This is a genomic window from Vibrio sp. ED002 (genome assembly GCF_023277445.1).
Lineage (GTDB): Bacteria > Pseudomonadota > Gammaproteobacteria > Enterobacterales > Vibrionaceae > Vibrio > Vibrio jasicida.
In genome coordinates, this window is sequence record NZ_CP080239.1 from 954,051 (window position 1) to 974,027 (window position 19,977).

A 19,977-nucleotide genomic window follows, 5' to 3' on the forward strand; every position below is an offset into this window, starting at 1 on the left:
TGTGTGTGATTCTTTTTATTCTCCAATCAAAGATAGAAGTGTTTTTCCTTTTTAGACAAGCAATTACATGCGTTTTAAGAAAAAATTAAACACAGTGCAAAAAAAAGAGGCTCCGAAGAGCCCCACATTTGGTTGCAATCAATTTATTTGTTGTGACTTTCCTGCAACTTCTCCATCACTTGATCAAGTGAGAAGCTTGCTGCTTTTTGTCGCGGTGGAAATTCTTCGAACGTTGCCAAGAATTTACCTACATAAGCCTGTGCTGGAACCAGCATGTATGCGTGGTCAATCAGCCAGTCGTAATAAGTGTTAGACGTAATGTCCGCCACTTCGTATGGGTCCATGCGTAGGTTGAAGATCTTAGGCACACGTAATGGCGTAAACGGTTCAGCCCAGATACGTAGTGTGCCTTTTGCGCGCTGCTCTAGGAATACGATCTTCCAGTTGCGGAAGCGAAGTGAACTCAAATCACCATCATCAGTGAAGTAGAAGATCTCTTCACGTGGGCCTTTCTCTTCTTTACCAGTTAGGTAAGGCAAGAAGTTGTAACCATCGAGATGATTCTTAAATGTCTTATCACCCGCCGTGTAGCCTTTCAGCAGCTTCTCTTTGATTTGGTCATCACCAGCCGCCGCCACCAAGGTTGGCATCCAGTCCATGTGGTGCATAATTTCGTTAGAAACGCTGCCCGCTTCAATCTTACCTGGCCAACGTACCATTGCAGGAACACGGAACGCACCTTCCCAGTTGGTGTTCTTCTCACCACGGAATGGGGTTGTACCCGCATCTGGCCAAGAGTTCATGTGCGGGCCGTTATCGGTTGAGTAAAATACGATGGTGTTGTCTTTGATGCCCAAGTCATCCACTTTTTTCAGCAGCTCGCCTACTTGGTTATCGTGTTCTACCATACCGTCGGCATAAAAACTGATACCAGTTTTGCCCAAGTTTTCTTCTTTCACGTGTGTGCGGAAGTGCATGCGTGTTGCGTTCCACCAGACAAAGAAAGGCTTGTCAGCCTTCACTGCTCGATCCATAAAATCAAGCGCCGCATCTAACGTTTCTCCATCCACCGTTTCCATACGCTTACGCGTTAGAGGGCCGGTATCTTCGATTTTGCCGTCAGCAAAGGACTTAATAACCCCACGAGGACCGAATTTCTTACGGAATTCTGGATCTTTCGGGTAGTCCACATTCTCAGGCTCTTCCTCGGCGTTCAAATGGTAAAGGTTGCCAAAAAATTCGTCGAAGCCGTGATTGGTTGGAAGGTGTTCGTCTTTGTCGCCAAGGTGGTTTTTACCAAACTGACCTGTCATGTAGCCAAGTGGTTTAAGCATTTCTGCAATCGTTGCATCTTCCGCCTGAAGACCTAAATCTGCACCCGGAAGGCCAACTTTACTTAAGCCAGTTCTCAATACCGTTTGTCCGGTAATGAAGGTAGAACGGCCTGCAGTACAAGATTGCTCGCCGTAATAGTCGGTGAACATCATGCCTTCTTTCGCAATGCTATCGATGTTCGGTGTTTTGTATCCCATTAAGCCAAATGTGTAAGCACTGATATTAGATTGACCGATATCATCGCCCCAAATGACCAGAATATTCGGTTTCTCTGCTGCGATACTGCTACCTGTCGCGCCGATAAAAGCAGCGGCAAGAATCGCTAATCGGCGTTTCACGCCATAATTCGCTGTCATATAAACCTCTGTATGTAATAGAAAAGTGCATCCTGCACACAAACGTATAGCTCACAAAACAGACGAATGCGAATCAAATAGCATAATTACACTTTGGTTAAAACTAAGGTCTTATATCCCTATTTAGAAAGCGGATTAACGTGACCTGAGTCTCGCTTCAGTTTTCCCTACAAATCCTAAGGTCGAAACAATCAACTGATAAAACAACAAGTTATTTCTCTACATAACTTATGGTTATAAACACTATAAAGCGACATTCTTCAATTGCATCATTAACTTAATAGCCAACGAAGCATGGGCGGTACCTAGGCTTCTTTTCCAACTTACAACCAATTTGGAGTTTTTATGGCTAACCAAATGAGCAAGCTGGCTGTCGGTCTCGGCGTACTGGCAACCTCAAGCGCAGCAGTGGCGGCAGACAAACCAAACATCCTAGCGATCTTTGGTGATGATGTCGGTTACTGGAACATCAGTGCATACAACCAAGGTATGATGGGTTACGAAACCCCGAATATCGACCGTATTGCAAACGAGGGGGCACTATTTACTGATCACTACGGTCAGCAATCTTGTACTGCAGGCCGTGCAGCATTTATCACAGGCCAAGAACCGTTCCGTACTGGCTTGCTTACAATCGGTATGCCAGGCTCTACTCACGGTATCCCTGATTGGGCACCGACCATTGCAGACCTACTTAAAGGTCAAGGTTACATGACGGCTCAGTTTGGTAAAAACCACTTAGGTGACCAAGACCAACACTTGCCAACTAACCACGGTTTCGACGAGTTCTTCGGTAACCTTTATCACCTCAATGCTGAAGAAGAACCAGAAACTTACTACTACCCGAAAGATCCTGAGTTCCGTAAAAACTACGGCCCTCGTGGTGTAATCAAGTCTTTTGCTGACGGTAAGATTGAAGATACAGGCCCAATGACGCGTAAGCGTATGGAGCACGCGGATGAAGAATTCCTAGAAACGTCACTGGCGTTCATGGAAAAAGCCGTGAAAGCAGACAAGCCATTCTTTATCTGGCACAACACCACTCGTATGCACGTTTGGACTCGCCTTCAGGAAAAATACCAAGGTAAATCTGGCATCAGTATCTACGCCGACGGCATGTTAGAGCATGATGATCAAGTGGGTATTCTACTGGATAAACTGGATGAGCTAGGTGTCGCAGACAACACCATCGTTATCTACTCAACCGATAACGGTGCAGAAACTGTATCGTGGCCTGACGGCGGTGCAACACCATTCCATGGTGAAAAAGGCACGACATGGGAAGGCGGTATGCGCGTACCTCAACTTGTTCGTTGGCCTGGCGTAATCGAACCAGGTACTAAGATCAACGAAATGATGGCGCACCAAGACTGGCTACCAACTCTAATGGCTGCAGCCGGCGTTCCTGACGTGAAAGAGAAGCTAGCGAAAGGCTACAAAGCGAACGGTAAAGACTGGCGCGTACACATTGATGGTTACAACTTCATGCCTTACTTCCAAGGTAAAGAAGAGAAAGGTCCTCGTGAGTCACTGCTTTACTTCACTGCTAATGGTGAGCTAAACGCAGTTCGTTGGAACGACTGGAAACTGCACTTCGCAACCCTAGAAGGTAACATTACCGATGCAGTTCGTTTCTCTCCAAACTGGCCGAAGATCATCCATTTACGTGCTGACCCATTCGAGAAAGCACCGCACGAATCTGGTATGTACCTACGCTGGATGGCAGACAACATGTGGTTGTTCGTACCAATCCAAGACGTTCTTGGTGAGTTCTTCAAGACGCTGCCAGATTACCCAATGCAGCAAGGTCAGATGATGAACCCAGCGTCGATTAGCTACCAATCTCTTGGCCTACAAGGCAAGATGAAGCAGCTAGAGCAACTTCAGCAAGAAGTTAAAAAAATGAACTAGTTTCTTTTGCAACTACCGAAAAAGCCCATCGATTCAGGTGGGCTTTCTTTTTGTCGCGACCTTCCCCGCTCAAGCAAAACTTCTAGACATGTCGCACTTTGAAGGCTCTTTATAAATAACTGATAGCTTTCTCATTCATCACGTTGATTTTAACCAAGTCATCATTGATAATAGTTCGCATTATCGATAATAAGTGATATATCAACATGTTTAGCCCAACGTCAGTCCCCGTTCAGCCAAAGCCAAACTGGTCATCGAGTTCACCTGTTCCTGCTCCTTCAATCTTATTGGTCGAAGATGACCCAGATCTAAACCTTCAACTCACCCGACTACTTAAAGAGCAACGCTATCAAGTCATCTCGATGTTTTGCGGGGATGAAGCCGTTAAGGCTTTTCAGCAGCAAGACTTTGATTTGGTCATACTCGATGTCAACCTCCCTAACCTCGATGGTTTCGAAGTGCTTAATGTCATTCGTTCTCAGTCACAAACACCCGTAGTTATGCTGACTGCATTTGGCGCAGAAGAATATCGAATTCAGGGCCTTAAATGCGGAGCGGATGATTACATCACCAAACCCTGTAACTTCACCGAAGTGAGTTTACGTATAGAAGCAATTTTACGTCGCACCCAACTCATCAAGCAGCCCAATTCCGCGACGCAACTCAGTGAGAGAGAGTTACTCCTCGATAAACAAACTCACACGGTAACGCTCCATCATCGTCCTGAGATGAACCCCATTCAACTGACACCTATTCAATTTAAACTGCTGTGGACGTTAATCGAGCACCGCGAAGAAGTGCTGAGTAAACCCTTTCTTTATCAGACCGTACTAGAGCGTCAATTTAGCCAATATGACCGTGCCCTAGACATGCACTTGAGCCGTGTGCGCAAACGTCTCATTGCAGAAGGTATGTCGAACGACCGTATCCAGACCGTGCATGGCAAAGGGTATATTTTCAAATGAAGAAAATGTTGTTCTGGCGACTGTTTGTCGTCTTATCTCTCGGTGTGGTGATCTTCTTTTCTTTGATTCATAGCGCTGCCATTCTTTCTAATGAAAAGATGAGCTACCTTAAGAAGTCCCATCGTCAGCAGATCCTCGATTGGGGCTCTACAGCACAAACATATATCGACCAGCAAGATTGGCAAGGTTTGGACACTTGGTTAGAAGAACTCGCTGCGAATGAGTCTACTTGGGCAACGGTTCTGCAATCACATCTAGACGTAAAAGGCGGCAATCCGCTCAATGAGCGCTTTTGGGAAGGCTACGGCATTGGTCGAAGTGTTGAGTGGAAAATCCACCTCGATTTTCCAGATAATCCCATCATGGAAGTGCCGCTTTCTCCTTTTGGGTATCATTTTCTGATTCTACTGCCCGACCGAATGCGCCCTGGTACTTACATGTCCCATGCGTTTTGGTTGTTTCGTTTTGTGATTCCATTTCTCTCTTTACTGGCACTTACGATGTATTTGTACCGTTACGTCATGCGTCCATTACAGCAGTTCCACCGAGCAAGCCAAGCTTTCAGCCAAGGGGATTATTCGGCGCGAATTGGACAGACCATGAAGTTAGGCAACGATGAAATAAGCCAAGTCGCGCGAACTTTCGACAAAATGGCGGAACGAACCTCAGATGTGATTCAACACAACAGAAACTTAATCGCCGACATGTCACATGAGATACGTACCCCACTCGCTCGTATAGAAATGGCCATAGACTGCGTCGATAAAAACATTGAGCGCGAGCAAATGTTGCAACGCATTAAGAGCGACACTCATAAGATGCGTAGTACAGCAGAAGACACCCTCACCCTTGCATGGATTGAAAACGAACAACCAAACCTCAGAACGGAAGCATTTGACTTAGCGGAACTGGTTGAAATCATCGTTGAAGATGCACGATTTGAATACCCCGATAGGCACGTGTTCCTGCAGCAAGACGAACCACTACCTATCAATGACTCCAACCAAATGGCACTCAGCCAATCGTTAGAAAACGTCATTCGCAACGGTTTACGTTACACCCAACCTAATGAAGCGCTAAAAATTGAGGTGCGAAACAGTAGCGAGCATTATCAAATCGTCATTGCCGATTCTGGGCCTGGTATCGACCCAAGTTTGTATCAACAAATTTTCAAACCTTTCTTTAAAGCCAATAATCAAGTCGCATCACGTAAGGGCTTTGGTGTTGGGCTAGCGTTAGCGAAGAGGCACATTGAAGCCGTTGGCGGCAAGATCGTTGCCTACAATGCACCAGAGCGAGGTTTAGTGATGGATATTACCTTGCCCAAACGACGTTAAGCCTCACCTATAACAAGGATTGTAACAGTTGTAAAAGTCGTTTACTCAGCGTGGAAGAATCACCAAAATCTCACTCGATAATAATTCTCATTAACAATGGAGGTTACGGTGTCTGCTTCAACCGTATTTAAGCTAAGCCCACTTACCATCGCGCTTTTAGTGGCGTCACAAGCGACTTACGCCAAGGATGATATGGAAGTTATCGAGGTGACTGGTCACACACCGGAAGGTGTCGATATCTCGATAGACTCTGACCAACTAGCAAAATCCCAAGCTCAAGATCTTAATGATATTTTCAGAAAGGATGCCGAAGTCAGTGTCGGTGGCTCATCAGGTATTTCTCAAAAGATCTACGTCCGAGGTCTAGAAGATACGATGCTGAATGTCTCTATCGATGGTGCAGAACAATCCGGTAACCTATTTCACCACCAAGGCCGATTATCGATCGAGCCAGAGCTGCTTAAGCAAGTCGATGTGAGTGCCGGCGCCGGACGAGCGACAGACGGCCCTGGTGCACTTGGCGGCGCAATTAAATTCACCACAAAAGATGCACACGATCTACTCGCTGCAGACCAAACCTACGGTGCAATGTTGAAAGGTGGCTACTACACCAACAATGAAGGCTACAAAGTATCGGCAAGTCTTTATGGTGAAGTCGCCGATCAACTTGGTTTGTTGGCATCATTCGGTTACATCGATGGTGACAACATTCAAGATGGCAAAGGTGAAGAGCAGCCTTATACAGCGCTAGAACAGCAAGTTGCTCTCCTTAAGCTATCTGGTCAACTCAATGACGAACACTACCTCTCAGTAAGCTACGACTATCGTAATGACGATGGACGACGCTTGAATCGCCCGCACTTCCAACCAAGTTTCAAAAACGAACCTTTAGACCAAGAGACGGACCGCTCGACATTCACCTTAAACCACAAATACAGCGCGAGTGACCTATTCAATCTCGATACGACCTTCTACTACACGGACAGTCGTCTTGCCCACAAAGATCACCCACGTTGGGGAACGAGCGATGGCTCAATTCAAACTTCTGGCGTGAAGATCTTCAACACTAGCAAACTCACCGGCCATACTTTGGTTTACGGCCTAGATTACAAGAAAGACAAATCAGAATTTGAGACCAATTACGATGGTAAAAAGGATGATGAAGAGAAAGGCACTGTCTACGGTTTGTTTGTTCAAGACGACTGGATGCTGACAGACGCTCTTATTCTCACCGCTGGTGCTCGTTATGATTGGTATGAACTGACCGACAACATGGGCCAAGACTTTGACTCAAGTGGTTTTAGCCCTAACGTTGGTATCAATTACAACGCCTTTGAAGGTTTGAACCTCTTCGCGAGCTATGCGGAAGCCTTTCGTGGGCAACAAATCAAAGAGTTATTTGTCATCGACTACCGCGAAAATGATCCAAACCGTAAGCCAGAGGAAGCGCGCAACCTAGAGCTGGGTGCAAACTACCAATATGACGAATTCTTTGCTGGCTTAACCTTCTTTGACAGTACCATCAAAGATGTCGTCACCAATCAAGGGGCCGTGTACACCAATGTTGGCGATTTAGATAATCAAGGCATCACCGCTTACCTAGGTTATGCGATTTCAGATGTGTCAGCTCGCTTGAGCTACAACCAATCACGTCCAGAACTCAATGGCATTCCACTTTCGGATGAAGACTCGACTCTAGGCACATCTATCGGTGACACTTGGGTGCTTGATCTGATCTATCAGCCGATGGAAACACTGGAGTTTGGCTGGAATGCTCGATTTGTTGAACGTCTAACCGACGTGGCAGATCCAACCGTTCATCCAGAAAAGCCAGGCTACGGCGTACACGATGTTTACGCATATTGGATGCCACTCGCAGACGAAGAGTTATCTCTAACCCTGTCTGTTAAGAACGTATTCGACAAATACTACTTTGACCATGCGTCGTACATGGAATACATCGGCAGCCCTGTCGCCCAAGGCTATGCAAGCCCGGGGCGAGACTTCCGCTTTAACGTGACTTACGCGTTCTAGGTTTGTCTCTTACTTTGGCATTGAGCTAACAATAACAACCCGGAAATCGGAGCAATTTGCTCCGATTTTTGGTATTTGGCGGCTTATTTTGCTTTAATTAACGCAAATTCAATTTACTCAAAATAACTCAATGAATTTACGTTTAATTTTTACACTGTGTATCGCCACTCTGTTTGCAGGTTGTGCGACCTATGCGGGCCTAAACTACGACAAACTGTTTGGCCCTGAAGAAGTGCGTGAGCGTACTGTTGCTATTGAAACGCCCCAAGCGGACTTCTTTCAACATGAAGTAAAACCTATCGTCGATAATCGATGTGTGGTTTGTCACGCCTGCTACGATGCTCCTTGTCAGTTAAAACTCTCTTCCGTAGAAGGCATCGACCGTGGTGCAAGCAAAGCTTTGGTTTACGAAGGCACACGCTTGACCGCAGCAGCCCCAACTCGCTTATTTGAAGACGCGCAAACTACGCAAGAATGGCGTGATGCTGGCTTCCATCCTGTGCTCAACGAGCGTGAGCAGAGCATGGCGGCTAATATGGATGCAGGTTTGATTGCTCGTATGTTGCAACAAAAGGAACGTCATCCACTCCCTGATCAAGTTCAATTAGAAGGCTTCGATTTTTCTATCGACCGTGAACAAACGTGTCCGACGATAGAAGAGTACGCAAAATACGAACAAGACAACCCGACATGGGGAATGCCTTTCGGGATGCCGAACTTAACGGCGATAGAATATCAAACGCTCATGCTTTGGCTGGAAAATGGCGGCATCATGAATGCGCATATCCCGCTTACCGAGCAACAAAAAGCTGAGGTTCAGAAATACGAGACGCTGCTGAACAAGAGTTCTCGCAAAAACCAGCTCGCCGCTCGTTATATTTACGAACATCTTTTCTTATCGCACCTGTTCTTTTCGGAGCTGGACGGTGAGCAACTTCGCTTCTTTACTCTCGTGCGATCTTCGACGCCACCGGGAGAGCCAGTAAAACGCATCACAACGCGTCGTCCGTATGATGATCCGGGGGTTGAACGTGTGTACTACCGAATCATTCCTGAGCAAGGCACTATTGTAGATAAGACGCACATGCCGTTTGCGCTGAACAAACAACGTATCGAGAACTGGAAAAAATGGTTCATCGATGGCGATTATGAAGTAGCAAAATTACCAAGCTACGAGCCTGAAATCGCCGCAAACCCAATGACCGCATTCATCGATTTGCCTGTGAAGTCGCGCTTTAAGTTCATGTTGGACAACGCTCAGAACACCATCATGGCTTACATCAAAGGTCCGGTATGTCGTGGTCAGCTGGCATTAAATGTAATTAATGATCGCTTCTGGGTATTCTTCCTAGACCCAGACAAGGCCGACATTCCTGAAGTGAACGAGTTCTATCGCTCACAAGCAGCTAACCTAAAACTTCCCGGCGAACTTGAAAGCAATACTGTGCCGGTAACCAACTGGGTGAAATACTCGCGTCAGCAAGCACGCTACCTAGAAGCCAAATCTGACTTCATCAACAAGTGGTTTAAGAACGGTGAGCACCTATCGACCGACGTAATTTGGGACGGCAACGGTACAAATCCAAATGCAGCTCTTACAGTCTTCCGTCACTTTGACAGCGCGTCAGTGGTGCAAGGTTTAGTGGGTGAACAACCGAAAACGGCTTGGGTTTTGGACTATGCCCTGCTTGAACGTATCCACTACCTACTTGTTGCAGGCTTCGATGTGTACGGTAACTTTGGCCACCAGCTGATTACCCGAATGTTCATGGACTTCTTACGCCTTGAAGGGGAAAGTAACTTTATTGCCCTACTTCCTGCTGATATGCGCCACCAAGAACATTCAAGCTGGTATCAGGACCAACCGCGTCAACTAAGCGACTTCTTACAACGCAACGTGGCACCATTTAGCCAACCGACCAGTGTTGTATATCACACCGACGATCCTAAATCGGAGCTATTGGATATTCTGCGCAAGCAAGTATCACCTATCTTGTTGCCACGATACGACATCGTCGATACCGCGCTGACCGTAGAGAATGAGCAGCAGTTGGCGAGCATCAACCAAGTTCGTGGTGAAGGGCTAAAAACGGTACCGCAAATCACAATGCTGATGGTGCGAAGCAAATCTGGTGAGGACGAGCTTTTCACTCTTATTCATAATAACGCTCACATCAACATTTCTAGCTTGTTTGATGAAGAGAGCAATCGAGATTTTTCGAACGATGACATGACCATTGTTCGAGGCGTGGTTGGCAGCTATCCAGCGGCGTTTTTCTCAATCGAAGAAGATCAAGTAAAAGAATTTGTCGATCAATTTAGCACCCTTAAATCCGAGGATGATTACGTTAAGTTACTGGATAATTTTGCTATTCGCCGAAGCTCAGAAAAGTTCTGGCCATTTAGCGATCGTATCCACGATTGGTATCGTACAAAACAACCGATCGAATTTGGTTTACTTGACTATAATCGTTTTGAGAATCGATGATGATTTAAGGGGGTTCTCATGAGTATCCGAGACAACATCGCCGCTCTCGAGCAACAGATATACGTTGCCTGCTCAGAGGGGGATTACGACACGGTCAACATGCTTGAGCACCAACTCGAATACTTGCGTGGCAGAATGGAACATCCGTTCGAAGATGATCCTTATGCTCTAGACACTCGGTTCGAGTGGGAAGATGATCTGACCGAATAGAAAAAACCTCCGGCGCAAACCGGAGGTTTTTGTTTTTAGCCCACGAGCTAACCGCAAGACGCAAGGCGCATCACACGCCTTTTATTCTGCCATCAAACGGTCAAGTGCAACGACCGAATCGGTCACTTGCTTCTTAATAATGTCTTGCTCGCTTGAGTATACTTCTAATGGTTCTGATGCAATTTCAATGCTTTGGCAGGTATCCATCAATGCCGTCAAACCTAAGCTGCCTGCACTGCCTTTCAACTTGTGAGCAAGATCTTTTACTGCTCGGCTATCGCCATTATCCGCAGATGTTTCCATCTGACCCAGTACGTCAGTACTGGTTTGTCTAAACAAGTCGATGATGTGCAGCATTTTCTCTCTGCCCAAGATCTTCATGTCTGACTGAATCACATTCGGATTGATGATAACCATTGCTGGCTCCTCTGCTGTCGGCTCATTGATGACCGGTGTCTCGTTAATATCAGTGATTGTTATCGTCTCATCCTGAGGGTCACACTTGCTCATTTGGGGCAGCAAAAGCTGTTTGCCATCTAACATGTCTTGAATAAGCGTAGCAAGTGCTTCTTTTTCCATTGGTTTCGGTAAGTAGCCATCGAAACCCGCTGCTAAGTAGCTTTCTACTTCTTCAGCAAATACGTGAGCAGAAACCGCAACCATTGGTGTTGGTGCAAGTGCTTTCTCTGCTGGTTTGTTACTTTCTATTTGTTTCAGTCGATGAATCAAGTCAGTGCCATTACAGTCAGGTAAATTAATATCGACTAATGCGATATCGAAGTCCTGTTTTTGCATGATTCGTTCCGCTTGCGCACCATCTTCCGCCATGACGACTTCATGCCCCATGCTTTCTAAGAAACCTTCCGCAACCACCCGATTTACCGGATTATCTTCGACAATGAACACCTTCGCTTTGATCTTGCACCGTGCACTCGCAATAGAAACGGTTTCAACTGGTTCACTTTCCTCCAAAGGAATCGAGAACCAGAAACGGCTACCATGACCTTCATCAGAGTCAACGTCCAGACGTCCACCCATGGCTTGAATAATACGACGGCTAATGGCTAAACCTAAACCTGTACCACCAGTTTGATTTAAACCACCTTCCGCTTGGGTGAAGGCATCAAACAACGTCTTCTGGTCTTTTTTCGCAATGCCAATTCCGGTATCTGAGACTTCAAATAAAACTTGTGATTCGTCTTCTGGATTCAGGCTGACGTAGATATCAATCTCCCCCTCCTCAGTAAACTTAATCGCGTTACCAACTAAGTTATTCAACACTTGGTTGATACGTGTCACGTCACCTTTCCAATAACGACCTACATCGCTTTCAATATGGTAAGAAAAGAGCAACTTCTTCTCTTGTGCCTTACCGTTCATTAGCTGGAAAGTGTCTTCAACGATCTGATGCAAGTCGAAACCTAAACTTCGTATCTCTAAGTGCCCGGCTTCGATTTTGGAGTAATCTAAAACGTCATTTAAGATCGCCAATAGAGTTTTACCACTGCGGTTGATGATCTCTGCATAACGCTTTTGAATTGGGTTTAGCCCTGAGTCTATTAACAGGCGAGCGGTTCCAAGCACTCCATTCATCGGTGTCCGAATTTCATGACTCATTGTTGCCAAGAAAGCAGACTTCGCACGGCTAGCTTGTTCGGCTTGTTTCCGCGCTTTCGCGTGGTTAAGCACCTCTTCATTTAAGCGACGGTTTGCTTGTTTCAACTGAGAGGTACGTTGCTCGATCAACTCTTCTAGGTGCTCTTTGTGTTCTTCTAATTCTCGCTTAGCTTGCGCTTCGCCTTCGGCCACGACTTTAAGCGCTTGCGCAGTGTTACGTGCCGTAATGATCGCCTGCCCCATATGTGCAAGTTCGTCTTTGCCTTTTACTTCTAACTCAACCGCCAAATTACCTTGTGCAACCGACAATAGCGCTGCCGAGTATTCCCCCAGACGCTTAACCACCGAAACATACACGACACGCCACAAGATCAAGACAACGATGATCAAACCAATGATAGAAATCACCGTCAGGGACCACTGTGCGAACTTCAAGGTATTCGTAAGCTCATCGACAGCCACACGTGTCGTTTGGTTTGAGTCATCCACCAGCTTGTTGACGGTACCATTTAGCTCAGAGAAGAGCTGTAACGTCCCCTGCATTAACTCTTGAGACTGCTCGTTGTTTTCGTATTGTTGAAGCAGGATAGTAAACACAACTTGTCGTTTACCCAGCTCTTTCAGTAGTTGCCCCATCTGCTCTGAGCGAGTCGGGTCTTCTACCGCCAATACACGTCGCTTCATGATTTTTAGATTGTCTTCAAACTCAGTTTGGATTTGTTGAATACGATCCACATTGGTGAGGGTGCGAGCTTCTTCAATCTGGTTGAGCATCTTAAACGCCAATAAGTGCAATTCATGCAGTCGCTCAGTCAGATCGAGATCGACTTCTACGAGCGCATCCAAAGCTTGGTAAACTTGAGCTTTTTTGTTGGTTTCAAGAAGGTCATAAATATGGGTGACGTTAGCAACCGCGATCGTACTGGTGTTTTGAACTTGGGTGCGAGTCAGTTGCTCAAGCTCTTCACTCAATAAGCGCATTTCTTCTACGCGCGTATCGATCTCTTTGGCGAGCCACAGCTTTCTTTCTACCGTCACACCCAATTCAGCTAGATTATTGATGACGTTTTGAACGTGATTTTCTAAGGTTTCGAGTAAATCAGCGTCAAACGACTCGCCACCCAGTTCTTTGATGTGAGTAAGCAGCGATTCAAGCTGATCAAACAGCACTCGTCCCGCCTCTTTACGCTCTTGTTCATTTTGCGCATTCGACAACATTTGCACCGATGAAATAATGCGAGTGCTGAGCTCCGAAACTTGTCGAGCTTCAATCATTGCCGGAATGGCAGCGTCCACCACGTTCCTTTCTGTTTTTGCCACCAGAGAAAACCCTGATACACCGATTAGCGCAGACAGCATGACCAGCATTGCCATCGCAATGAAAGACAATAACAGTTTGCGACCGATGCTTGCGGTAGCTAGCAACATATTTTCCTGACCTTAATATTCGTGTTCGGCGACATATTACGTTATATTTTGCAGTGTTTACTTAATCTATGCCAACGAACTTCATTTCATGGTTATAAATCAGCGCTCATTTCGCACAATTTTCAAGCATTCAGCTCTCGCAATGTCACTTTTCGCTTCAGTGCCAGCTTTTGCGACAGAGAAAGTCTGTGCTATTTACCCTCATTTAAAGGACTCATACTGGTTATCAGTAAACTATGGAATGGTTTCCGAAGCGGAAAAACTTGGTATCAACCTTCGTGTTTTAGAGGCTGGTGGTTACCCAAACAAAACTCGCCAAGAGCAACAACTGGCTTTGTGTACCCAATGGGGTGCAGATGCCATTATTCTTGGAACAGTCGATCCACAAGCTTACGAACACAACCTGAAAAACTGGATAGGCAATACGCCCGTGTTTGCGACCGTAAACCAACTTGAACTCGATCAAGAACAAAAACAGCTACTTCAAGGTGAAGTTGGTGTTGATTGGTATTGGATGGGTTACGAAGCAGGTAAGTTCCTCGCAGACAAACATCCGAAAGGGTCAGGCAAAACCAACATCGCTTTATTGCTTGGACCAAGAACACGTGGCGGAACAAAACCGGTAACCACGGGGTTTTATGAAGCGATCAAAGACAGCGACATTAACATCGTCGATTCCTACTGGGCAGATAACGACAAAGAACTGCAACGCAATCTAGTCCAACGTGTGATTGATATGGGCAACATTGATTACATTGTTGGCAGCGCCGTTGCGATTGAGGCCGCAATCAGTGAATTACGCAGCGCGGGTAAAACCGATGACATTGGTTTAGTTTCGGTTTACCTGAGCCATGGTGTTTACCGAGGTTTGTTGCGTCACAAAGTCCTATTTGCACCTACCGATAAAATGGTCCAACAAGGCCGTTTATCAGTGATGCAAGCCGTGCATTATTTACGTCAGCAACCGTATGAGAAACATGCGTCACCAACCATTAAAGCGCTAACTCCGAAGACTCTTCATGACGACACAATTGAAGAATCGTTATCTCCGTCAGAATATAGGCCGACATTCAGCGTTAATGCAGTTGATTGATAGATAAAAAACGTGTTTTATTGGACAGCAACGAATTTAAAATCATAAAAATGGAAATAACTTGATGCAAAAAAAGACTCGTACCATGCCAGCGCACAAACATGTGGCATTGGTTGCCCACGACAACTGCAAGCCTGAGCTACTTCGTTGGGTTAAAGAGAATAAAGAGAAACTGCAAAGCCACTTCTTGTACGCTACAGGCACGACTGGCCACATGCTAAGCAAGGAAACCGGTCTAGCAATCAAGAGCATGATCAGTGGCCCAATGGGCGGTGACCAACAACTTGGTGCTCTCATCTCTGAAGGCAACATCGATGTACTCGTCTTCTTCTGGGACCCACTGAACGCCGTACCGCACGACCCAGATGTCAAAGCGCTGTTGCGTATTGCAAGCGTGTGGAACATTCCGGTCGCGACAAACCGCGCTACAGCTAAGTTCCTATTCAATTCCCCACTGATTGACCAAGAAGTGGACATTGAAGTGCCAGACTACGACGCTTACCTAGCAGAACGTACCTAAGCTCTGAACGTTAAATCACACATAAAACAAAGGCGATACTGAGTATCGCCTTTGTTGTTTCTAACCGAAGAGAAACGCTTCTAACGTGAAGTCTTTTTCTAACGAGAAGTGACAATTGGATAATCGCCGTTCACCAATTCTTGAACAAACCCAGAGCCTGCACCGGTGTGCGTGATCCATACTTTCTCTTTAGCACGAGTCAGCGCAACATAGAACAAACGACGCTCTTCCGCATAAGAGAATTTGTCTTTTGACTCCGTCAATGCGCCATCAATGTGGGCTTGCTTCTTCTTAGCAGGGAACTGCCCTTCGTCAACAGACAAGATAATAACAAAATCAGCTTCCCTACCCTTACTTGCATGACACGTCATAAAGCGAATCTCAAGGTTCGGAAAACGCTTCAACCAATCGTCATATAGATCGGGTTTGTGATAATGGTTTCGCCCTAACAGCAGTACCGATTTCGTTTTCTTCGCTTGCTGGTTAAGTTGATCTAGGATCTTCTCAACTTGATTGCTTGGTGCAGTATGTACGCTCTTTTGTTTACGTTGCTTATGACTATTGAGTGTTTTCGGCAATTGCGATGGGTTTTCTTGGATGAACGTGTTCGCAACGTCACCAATTTGATTGTTAAAACGGTAGGTCGTATCAAGGTGATGAACCGTTGAGTGAACAAAGCGATCTTGGAACCCAGTTGTTAAATCCACATCCGCTCCAGCAAATTGATAAATCGCTTGCCAATCATCCCCCACAGCAAACAAAGTCGCGCCGGTTTGCTTCTCTGTCGATTCACACAGAGCTTCAATCAAAGCCAAGCGGTCTGGAGAGATATCTTGATACTCATCTACCATCACAAAACGCCAAGGTGAAATGAACTTACCTTTGGTCACATAATCCGTCGCACGACTGATCATGGTAGGAAAATCGACCTGGTTGGTTTCTTTGAGCATTTTTTGCCATACACTAAAACATGGCCAACACAAAGCCAGTTCGCTATTCAAGCGCGTGTAGTCTTGATGATTCACTAGCTTCTCTTGCACTTGCTTTTTGGTCAAGCCGACCGCAGCAAGTTGCGAAAGCTGACTGTCTAACCAAGCAATCAACTTAGGGTTTTCTGAATGGCTACCTAGCTCATCGTCACCTTTCAAATAAGCAATCGGCCATTTATCCAAGTGCTTCTGCCAACGTTTAAAGTTGGTTGGTGTCATCCAATGTTTCTTAAGCCAGTCAATACACCAAGCCGAGCGTTGATTATCGTCTAAAGCCAGCGGACTAATTTCGACCGGCTGAGGCTCGACTTGATTAAGAATACGTAATCCAAGCTGGTGGAAGGTGTTCACGCGCACGTTTTCTGCCGCGAGGCCAACCTTATCAACCAAACGCTCCTTCATCTCTTTAGCCGCATCACGGCCAAACGCTAACATCAACAATTCTTCTGCTTGCGCTTGGTGACTTTGTAGTAAATATGCCACGCGTGCCGTCAATACACTCGTTTTACCAGACCCAGCACCCGCTAACACAAGGTTATGATCATCATTGAGTAAGACGGCATGCTGTTGGGAGAGGTTCAGAGGTGACGACTCAATACGGTTAAACAACACTTCCCAATTCGGACGTTCATTTTCTAGCCAATCATGGTTACGTTGGCTCAAAGTTTTCGACGTTTCAGAAATCCAAGGTTCGATTTCAGCCATGCGCTTTGGCATGCGCATTTTCGCTTCAAGGAGACTGGTTTTAATCTCAACCAATTCGTTGTTGAGTTTATCGACCCAATTTTGTACTTGAGAATGCGGTAAGTAAGCAGGCAAGTTTTTAAGCTGATATAACTCGTCTTCCCACTTAGGCAGAAATTCGGCAAGCTTACGGCATTGAGTATTATGCCAATCCTGATATTGACGCACCGCTTCTACAGCAAACTTGCGACATTGTGGCCAAGGTAGACCTTGAACTAACCAGCTTTGTTGTTTGCCATCTTGCTCATGAGCAAAGAATTGCAAAGAGCTCCATAAAAGACCTCTTTTGACCGACACTTTGCCATTCCAAATCGTAAACGGGATGTGTTCTTCACTACCCACTGAACATAATAAAACACTGTTTTCTTTTATTTCGACTTGGTAATACTCATTTTGAATAAAAAACTGTGCTTTATTAGAGGCAGTAAGCTGCATGAAAGGTGCGCCTTTTGATATAGAAGTTCTCGTTTTATATCATTTTAGACGGTTAAATTGTAGCGATGGATGAAGCACAAATCGCGTTCTGTCAGTATTCTTAATTAAAATTCACATTACTGTTGAATTTGTGAACAAGAGACACGCTTCCATCACAAGCCTCCTTCAGTAAGCCAATGACAATTCTGTTGATTTCCTGAGCAACTGATGATTTTTATTAAATTAGGTCATAAACACGCTATAGTGAGTTTGTTAAAATTCTCTCGTTTTCCACCGGCAACGAAAGGCGCATCGTGCAAGCAGCTTTAAAACTTCGGCTCTATTGGGCAAACAAAACCATCAACTATAGCATTCTCATTTTGATCACCTTGCTTGGTGTGGTGATACCTACTTGGTATTTCGGCCAAAACACCTTGATCACTCCGCTTATCTTAGGTGTCATTGCCGCAGCTCTGGCAGAAAGCGATGACAGTTTTACAGGTAGGGTGAAGGCGTTATTCCTCACTTTCATTTGTTTTGCCGTTGCTGCCTTCTCTATCGAGATATTGTTTGATACACCGTGGGCGTTTGCTATCGGCCTGTTTGTCTCTACCTTCGGCTTTATCATGCTCGGTGCCATTGGACCTAAATACGCTAGTATTGCCTTTGGCTCTTTGTTGATTGCGATCTACACCATGCTAGGGGCGCACGAAAGCACGAATATTTGGTTCCAACCGCTTCTGTTGTTGACAGGCGCTGCGTGGTACTACTTTATGTCGATGATCTGGCAGATGTTCTGGCCGCTTCAACCCGTTCAACAAAGCCTCGCGACTGTCTTTCTTCAAATTGCAAACTACCTAGATGCCAAGGCAAAGCTGTTTCATCCAGTCACCAACCTCACACCACAACCCATGCGTATAGAAGCAGCAAAACTCAACGCTGCGACTGTGAATGCACTGAATGCTTGTAAAGCGACGTTGCTTAGCCGTTCTAAGCGCGGCCATATCGATGGTCCAAGTGACCGCTTCTTGAACATCTATTTTATCGCACAAGATATCCATGAACGCGTCAGTTCAAGCCACTATCGTTATCAAGATCTTGCGACAGAATTTGAGCGTTCTGATGTTCTGTTTCGCTTCAAATACCTGCTTGAATCACAAGCACAAGCGTGTCGCGACATCGCCCATGCTATCCGCTTGGGTAACGAGTATACTCACACAGACCAATCTATTTTGGCTTTAGCAGAACTGCAAAACTCACTAGGCTATTTAGAAGAGCAAGACCAAAGTCACTGGAAACGCCTATTAGCTCAGTTGACCTACTTGTTCAATAACTTAGCGACTGTTGAGAAGCAACTGAGCAACATCAATAACCCAGATGCTGAACGCCTAGAAGAAGACGTGCTCGATGACACCAACCCACACACGTTTAAAGCAATGTGGCAACGTATTGCGGCGAATCTACATAAAGATTCGATGTTGTTCCGTCATGCGCTGCGTATGTCAATTGCTTTGACAGCCGGTTACGGCATCATTCAAGCATTTGATATCGACCGTGGTTACTGGATTCTATTAACCACCCTATTTGTTTGTCAGCCGAATTACAGCGCAACAAGACAAAAGCTGACTGCTCGTGTGATCGGCACATTAGCGGGCTTGTTAATTGGTGTCCCGCTACTTACCTTCTTCCCCTCCCAAGAAAGCCAGTTAGTATTCATTGTTTTCTCGGGGGTGATGTTCTTTGCATTTCGTATTAACAACTACGGCTATGCGACGGGGTTTATTACCTTGTTGGTTTTGTTCTTGTTCAATCAGTTAGGCGAAGGCTACGCCGTAGTACTGCCACGTTTGGCGGACACGTTGATTGGTTGTGTTTTAGCAGTAGGCGCCGTCATGGTGATTCTGCCAGATTGGCAATCAAAACGTTTACACAAAGTGATGTCCGATGCGATTGATGCCAACAAGCAGTATCTCGGGCAGATCATCGGTCAATACCGTATTGGTAAGAAAGACAACCTCAGCTATCGTATTGCTCGCCGCCAAGCACACAACAATGATGCAAACCTTTCTTCTGCCATCAGTACAATGTTGGCGGAACCAGGTAAGTATCGCACTGCGGTAGACGAAAGTTTCCGTTTCTTAACGCTTAACCACGCGATGCTGAGTTACATCTCAGCGTTAGGCGCCCACCGCACGAGAATTGAAGATGAATCTATTCATCAACTTGTGCTCGATGCACATCGCTGCATTCACCAGCATTTGGATGTGCTGCATCGCCAACTTCATCATCATTGTGAAGAATGCGACCTATCATCAATCAATGATGCAGATCTAGAGCAAAGACTGAATGAATGGCGTGATGAAGACGACCATTCAGCCCGCATGGTGCTACAGCAACTGCATCTGATTTACCGTATGTTGCCTGAGCTGCATTCACTCGCTTCTAAGTTTGCCGTTCGCGTGAACTAACCCAACCTAGAACGAACTAAGAATATTGAACTAAGTAACCATATTAAAGGGGTAGACTATGATTCTAC

General features: G+C 45.7%; 12 protein-coding genes. 9 read left to right on the plus strand and 3 right to left on the minus strand.

Annotated features, from left to right (window positions below; all coding sequences use genetic code 11):
* Positions 1-143: 143 nt before the first annotated feature.
* On the minus strand, positions 144-1,691 hold the full coding sequence (locus tag ITG12_RS20980) for an arylsulfatase (protein WP_038867937.1): 1,548 nt from the start codon (positions 1,689-1,691) through the stop codon (positions 144-146).
* 345 nt (positions 1,692-2,036) lie between these two features.
* On the opposite strand from ITG12_RS20980, the gene ITG12_RS20985 reads away from it, so the two are divergent.
* The 6 genes from ITG12_RS20985 to ITG12_RS21010 all read left to right on the plus strand — a co-directional run bounded on the left by ITG12_RS20985 (position 2,037) and on the right by ITG12_RS21010 (position 10,636).
* Positions 2,037-3,602 carry an arylsulfatase gene (locus ITG12_RS20985; protein ID WP_038867939.1) on the plus strand — a complete coding sequence of 522 codons (1,566 nt, stop codon included), beginning with the start codon at positions 2,037-2,039 and terminating at the stop codon, positions 3,600-3,602.
* 206 nt (positions 3,603-3,808) lie between these two features.
* Complete coding sequence (locus tag ITG12_RS20990; RefSeq protein ID WP_248874987.1) at positions 3,809-4,567, plus strand: response regulator transcription factor; 759 nt, start codon at positions 3,809-3,811, stop codon at positions 4,565-4,567.
* A complete protein-coding gene (locus ITG12_RS20995) occupies positions 4,564-5,904 on the plus strand; it encodes a sensor histidine kinase (RefSeq protein WP_248874989.1) in 1,341 nt (446 codons plus the stop codon). The genes ITG12_RS20990 and ITG12_RS20995 overlap by 4 nt, the downstream gene beginning before the upstream one ends.
* 108 nt (positions 5,905-6,012) lie before the next feature.
* Complete coding sequence (locus ITG12_RS21000; protein ID WP_095760160.1) at positions 6,013-7,938, plus strand: TonB-dependent receptor; 1,926 nt, start codon at positions 6,013-6,015, stop codon at positions 7,936-7,938.
* Between the two features lie 130 nt (positions 7,939-8,068).
* On the plus strand, positions 8,069-10,426 hold the full coding sequence (locus tag ITG12_RS21005; RefSeq protein WP_248874991.1) for a fatty acid cis/trans isomerase: 2,358 nt from the start codon (positions 8,069-8,071) through the stop codon (positions 10,424-10,426).
* Between the two features lie 18 nt (positions 10,427-10,444).
* Positions 10,445-10,636, plus strand: a complete 192-nt coding sequence (locus tag ITG12_RS21010) for a hypothetical protein (RefSeq protein WP_005447215.1) — start codon at positions 10,445-10,447, stop codon at positions 10,634-10,636.
* 81 nt (positions 10,637-10,717) lie between these two features.
* On the opposite strand, the gene torS is transcribed toward ITG12_RS21010, so the two are convergent.
* Positions 10,718-13,681 (minus strand): TMAO reductase system sensor histidine kinase/response regulator TorS, encoded by a 2,964-nt coding sequence (gene torS / locus ITG12_RS21015; RefSeq protein ID WP_248874993.1) that lies wholly within the window; start codon positions 13,679-13,681, stop codon positions 10,718-10,720.
* A 43-nt stretch (positions 13,682-13,724) separates the two neighbouring features.
* Between torS and torT the strand changes: the two genes are divergently transcribed.
* A complete protein-coding gene (torT, locus tag ITG12_RS21020) occupies positions 13,725-14,774 on the plus strand; it encodes a TMAO reductase system periplasmic protein TorT (protein WP_283102968.1) in 1,050 nt (349 codons plus the stop codon).
* Between the two features lie 64 nt (positions 14,775-14,838).
* Positions 14,839-15,294, plus strand: coding sequence for a methylglyoxal synthase (locus ITG12_RS21025; RefSeq protein ID WP_038867953.1), 456 nt, complete (start codon positions 14,839-14,841; stop codon positions 15,292-15,294).
* A gap of 98 nt (positions 15,295-15,392) precedes the next feature.
* Here ITG12_RS21025 and helD read toward each other — a convergent pair whose 3' ends face one another.
* Positions 15,393-17,462 carry a DNA helicase IV gene (gene helD / locus ITG12_RS21030; RefSeq protein ID WP_248874997.1) on the minus strand — a complete coding sequence of 690 codons (2,070 nt, stop codon included), beginning with the start codon at positions 17,460-17,462 and terminating at the stop codon, positions 15,393-15,395.
* A gap of 293 nt (positions 17,463-17,755) precedes the next feature.
* Between helD and yccS the strand changes: the two genes are divergently transcribed.
* On the plus strand, positions 17,756-19,909 hold the full coding sequence (gene yccS, locus ITG12_RS21035) for a YccS family putative transporter (RefSeq protein WP_042606028.1): 2,154 nt from the start codon (positions 17,756-17,758) through the stop codon (positions 19,907-19,909).
* The last annotated feature ends 68 nt before the right edge of the window (positions 19,910-19,977 follow it).

Bases quoted from the DNA above. Each gene is read 5' to 3' on its own strand.
- helD (WP_248874997.1), bottom strand. From the start codon at position 17,462: ATGCAGCTTACTGCCTCTAATAAAGCACAGTTTTTTATTCAAAATGAG.
- ITG12_RS20985 (WP_038867939.1), top strand. From the start codon at position 2,037: ATGGCTAACCAAATGAGCAAGCTGGCTGTCGGTCTCGGCGTACTGGCA.
- ITG12_RS20980 (WP_038867937.1), bottom strand. From the start codon at position 1,691: ATGACAGCGAATTATGGCGTGAAACGCCGATTAGCGATTCTTGCCGCT.
- ITG12_RS21025 (WP_038867953.1), top strand. From the start codon at position 14,839: ATGCAAAAAAAGACTCGTACCATGCCAGCGCACAAACATGTGGCATTG.
- ITG12_RS20995 (WP_248874989.1), top strand. From the start codon at position 4,564: ATGAAGAAAATGTTGTTCTGGCGACTGTTTGTCGTCTTATCTCTCGGT.
- ITG12_RS21005 (WP_248874991.1), top strand. From the start codon at position 8,069: ATGAATTTACGTTTAATTTTTACACTGTGTATCGCCACTCTGTTTGCA.
- ITG12_RS20990 (WP_248874987.1), top strand. From the start codon at position 3,809: ATGTTTAGCCCAACGTCAGTCCCCGTTCAGCCAAAGCCAAACTGGTCA.
- torS (WP_248874993.1), bottom strand. From the start codon at position 13,681: ATGTTGCTAGCTACCGCAAGCATCGGTCGCAAACTGTTATTGTCTTTC.
- ITG12_RS21010 (WP_005447215.1), top strand. From the start codon at position 10,445: ATGAGTATCCGAGACAACATCGCCGCTCTCGAGCAACAGATATACGTT.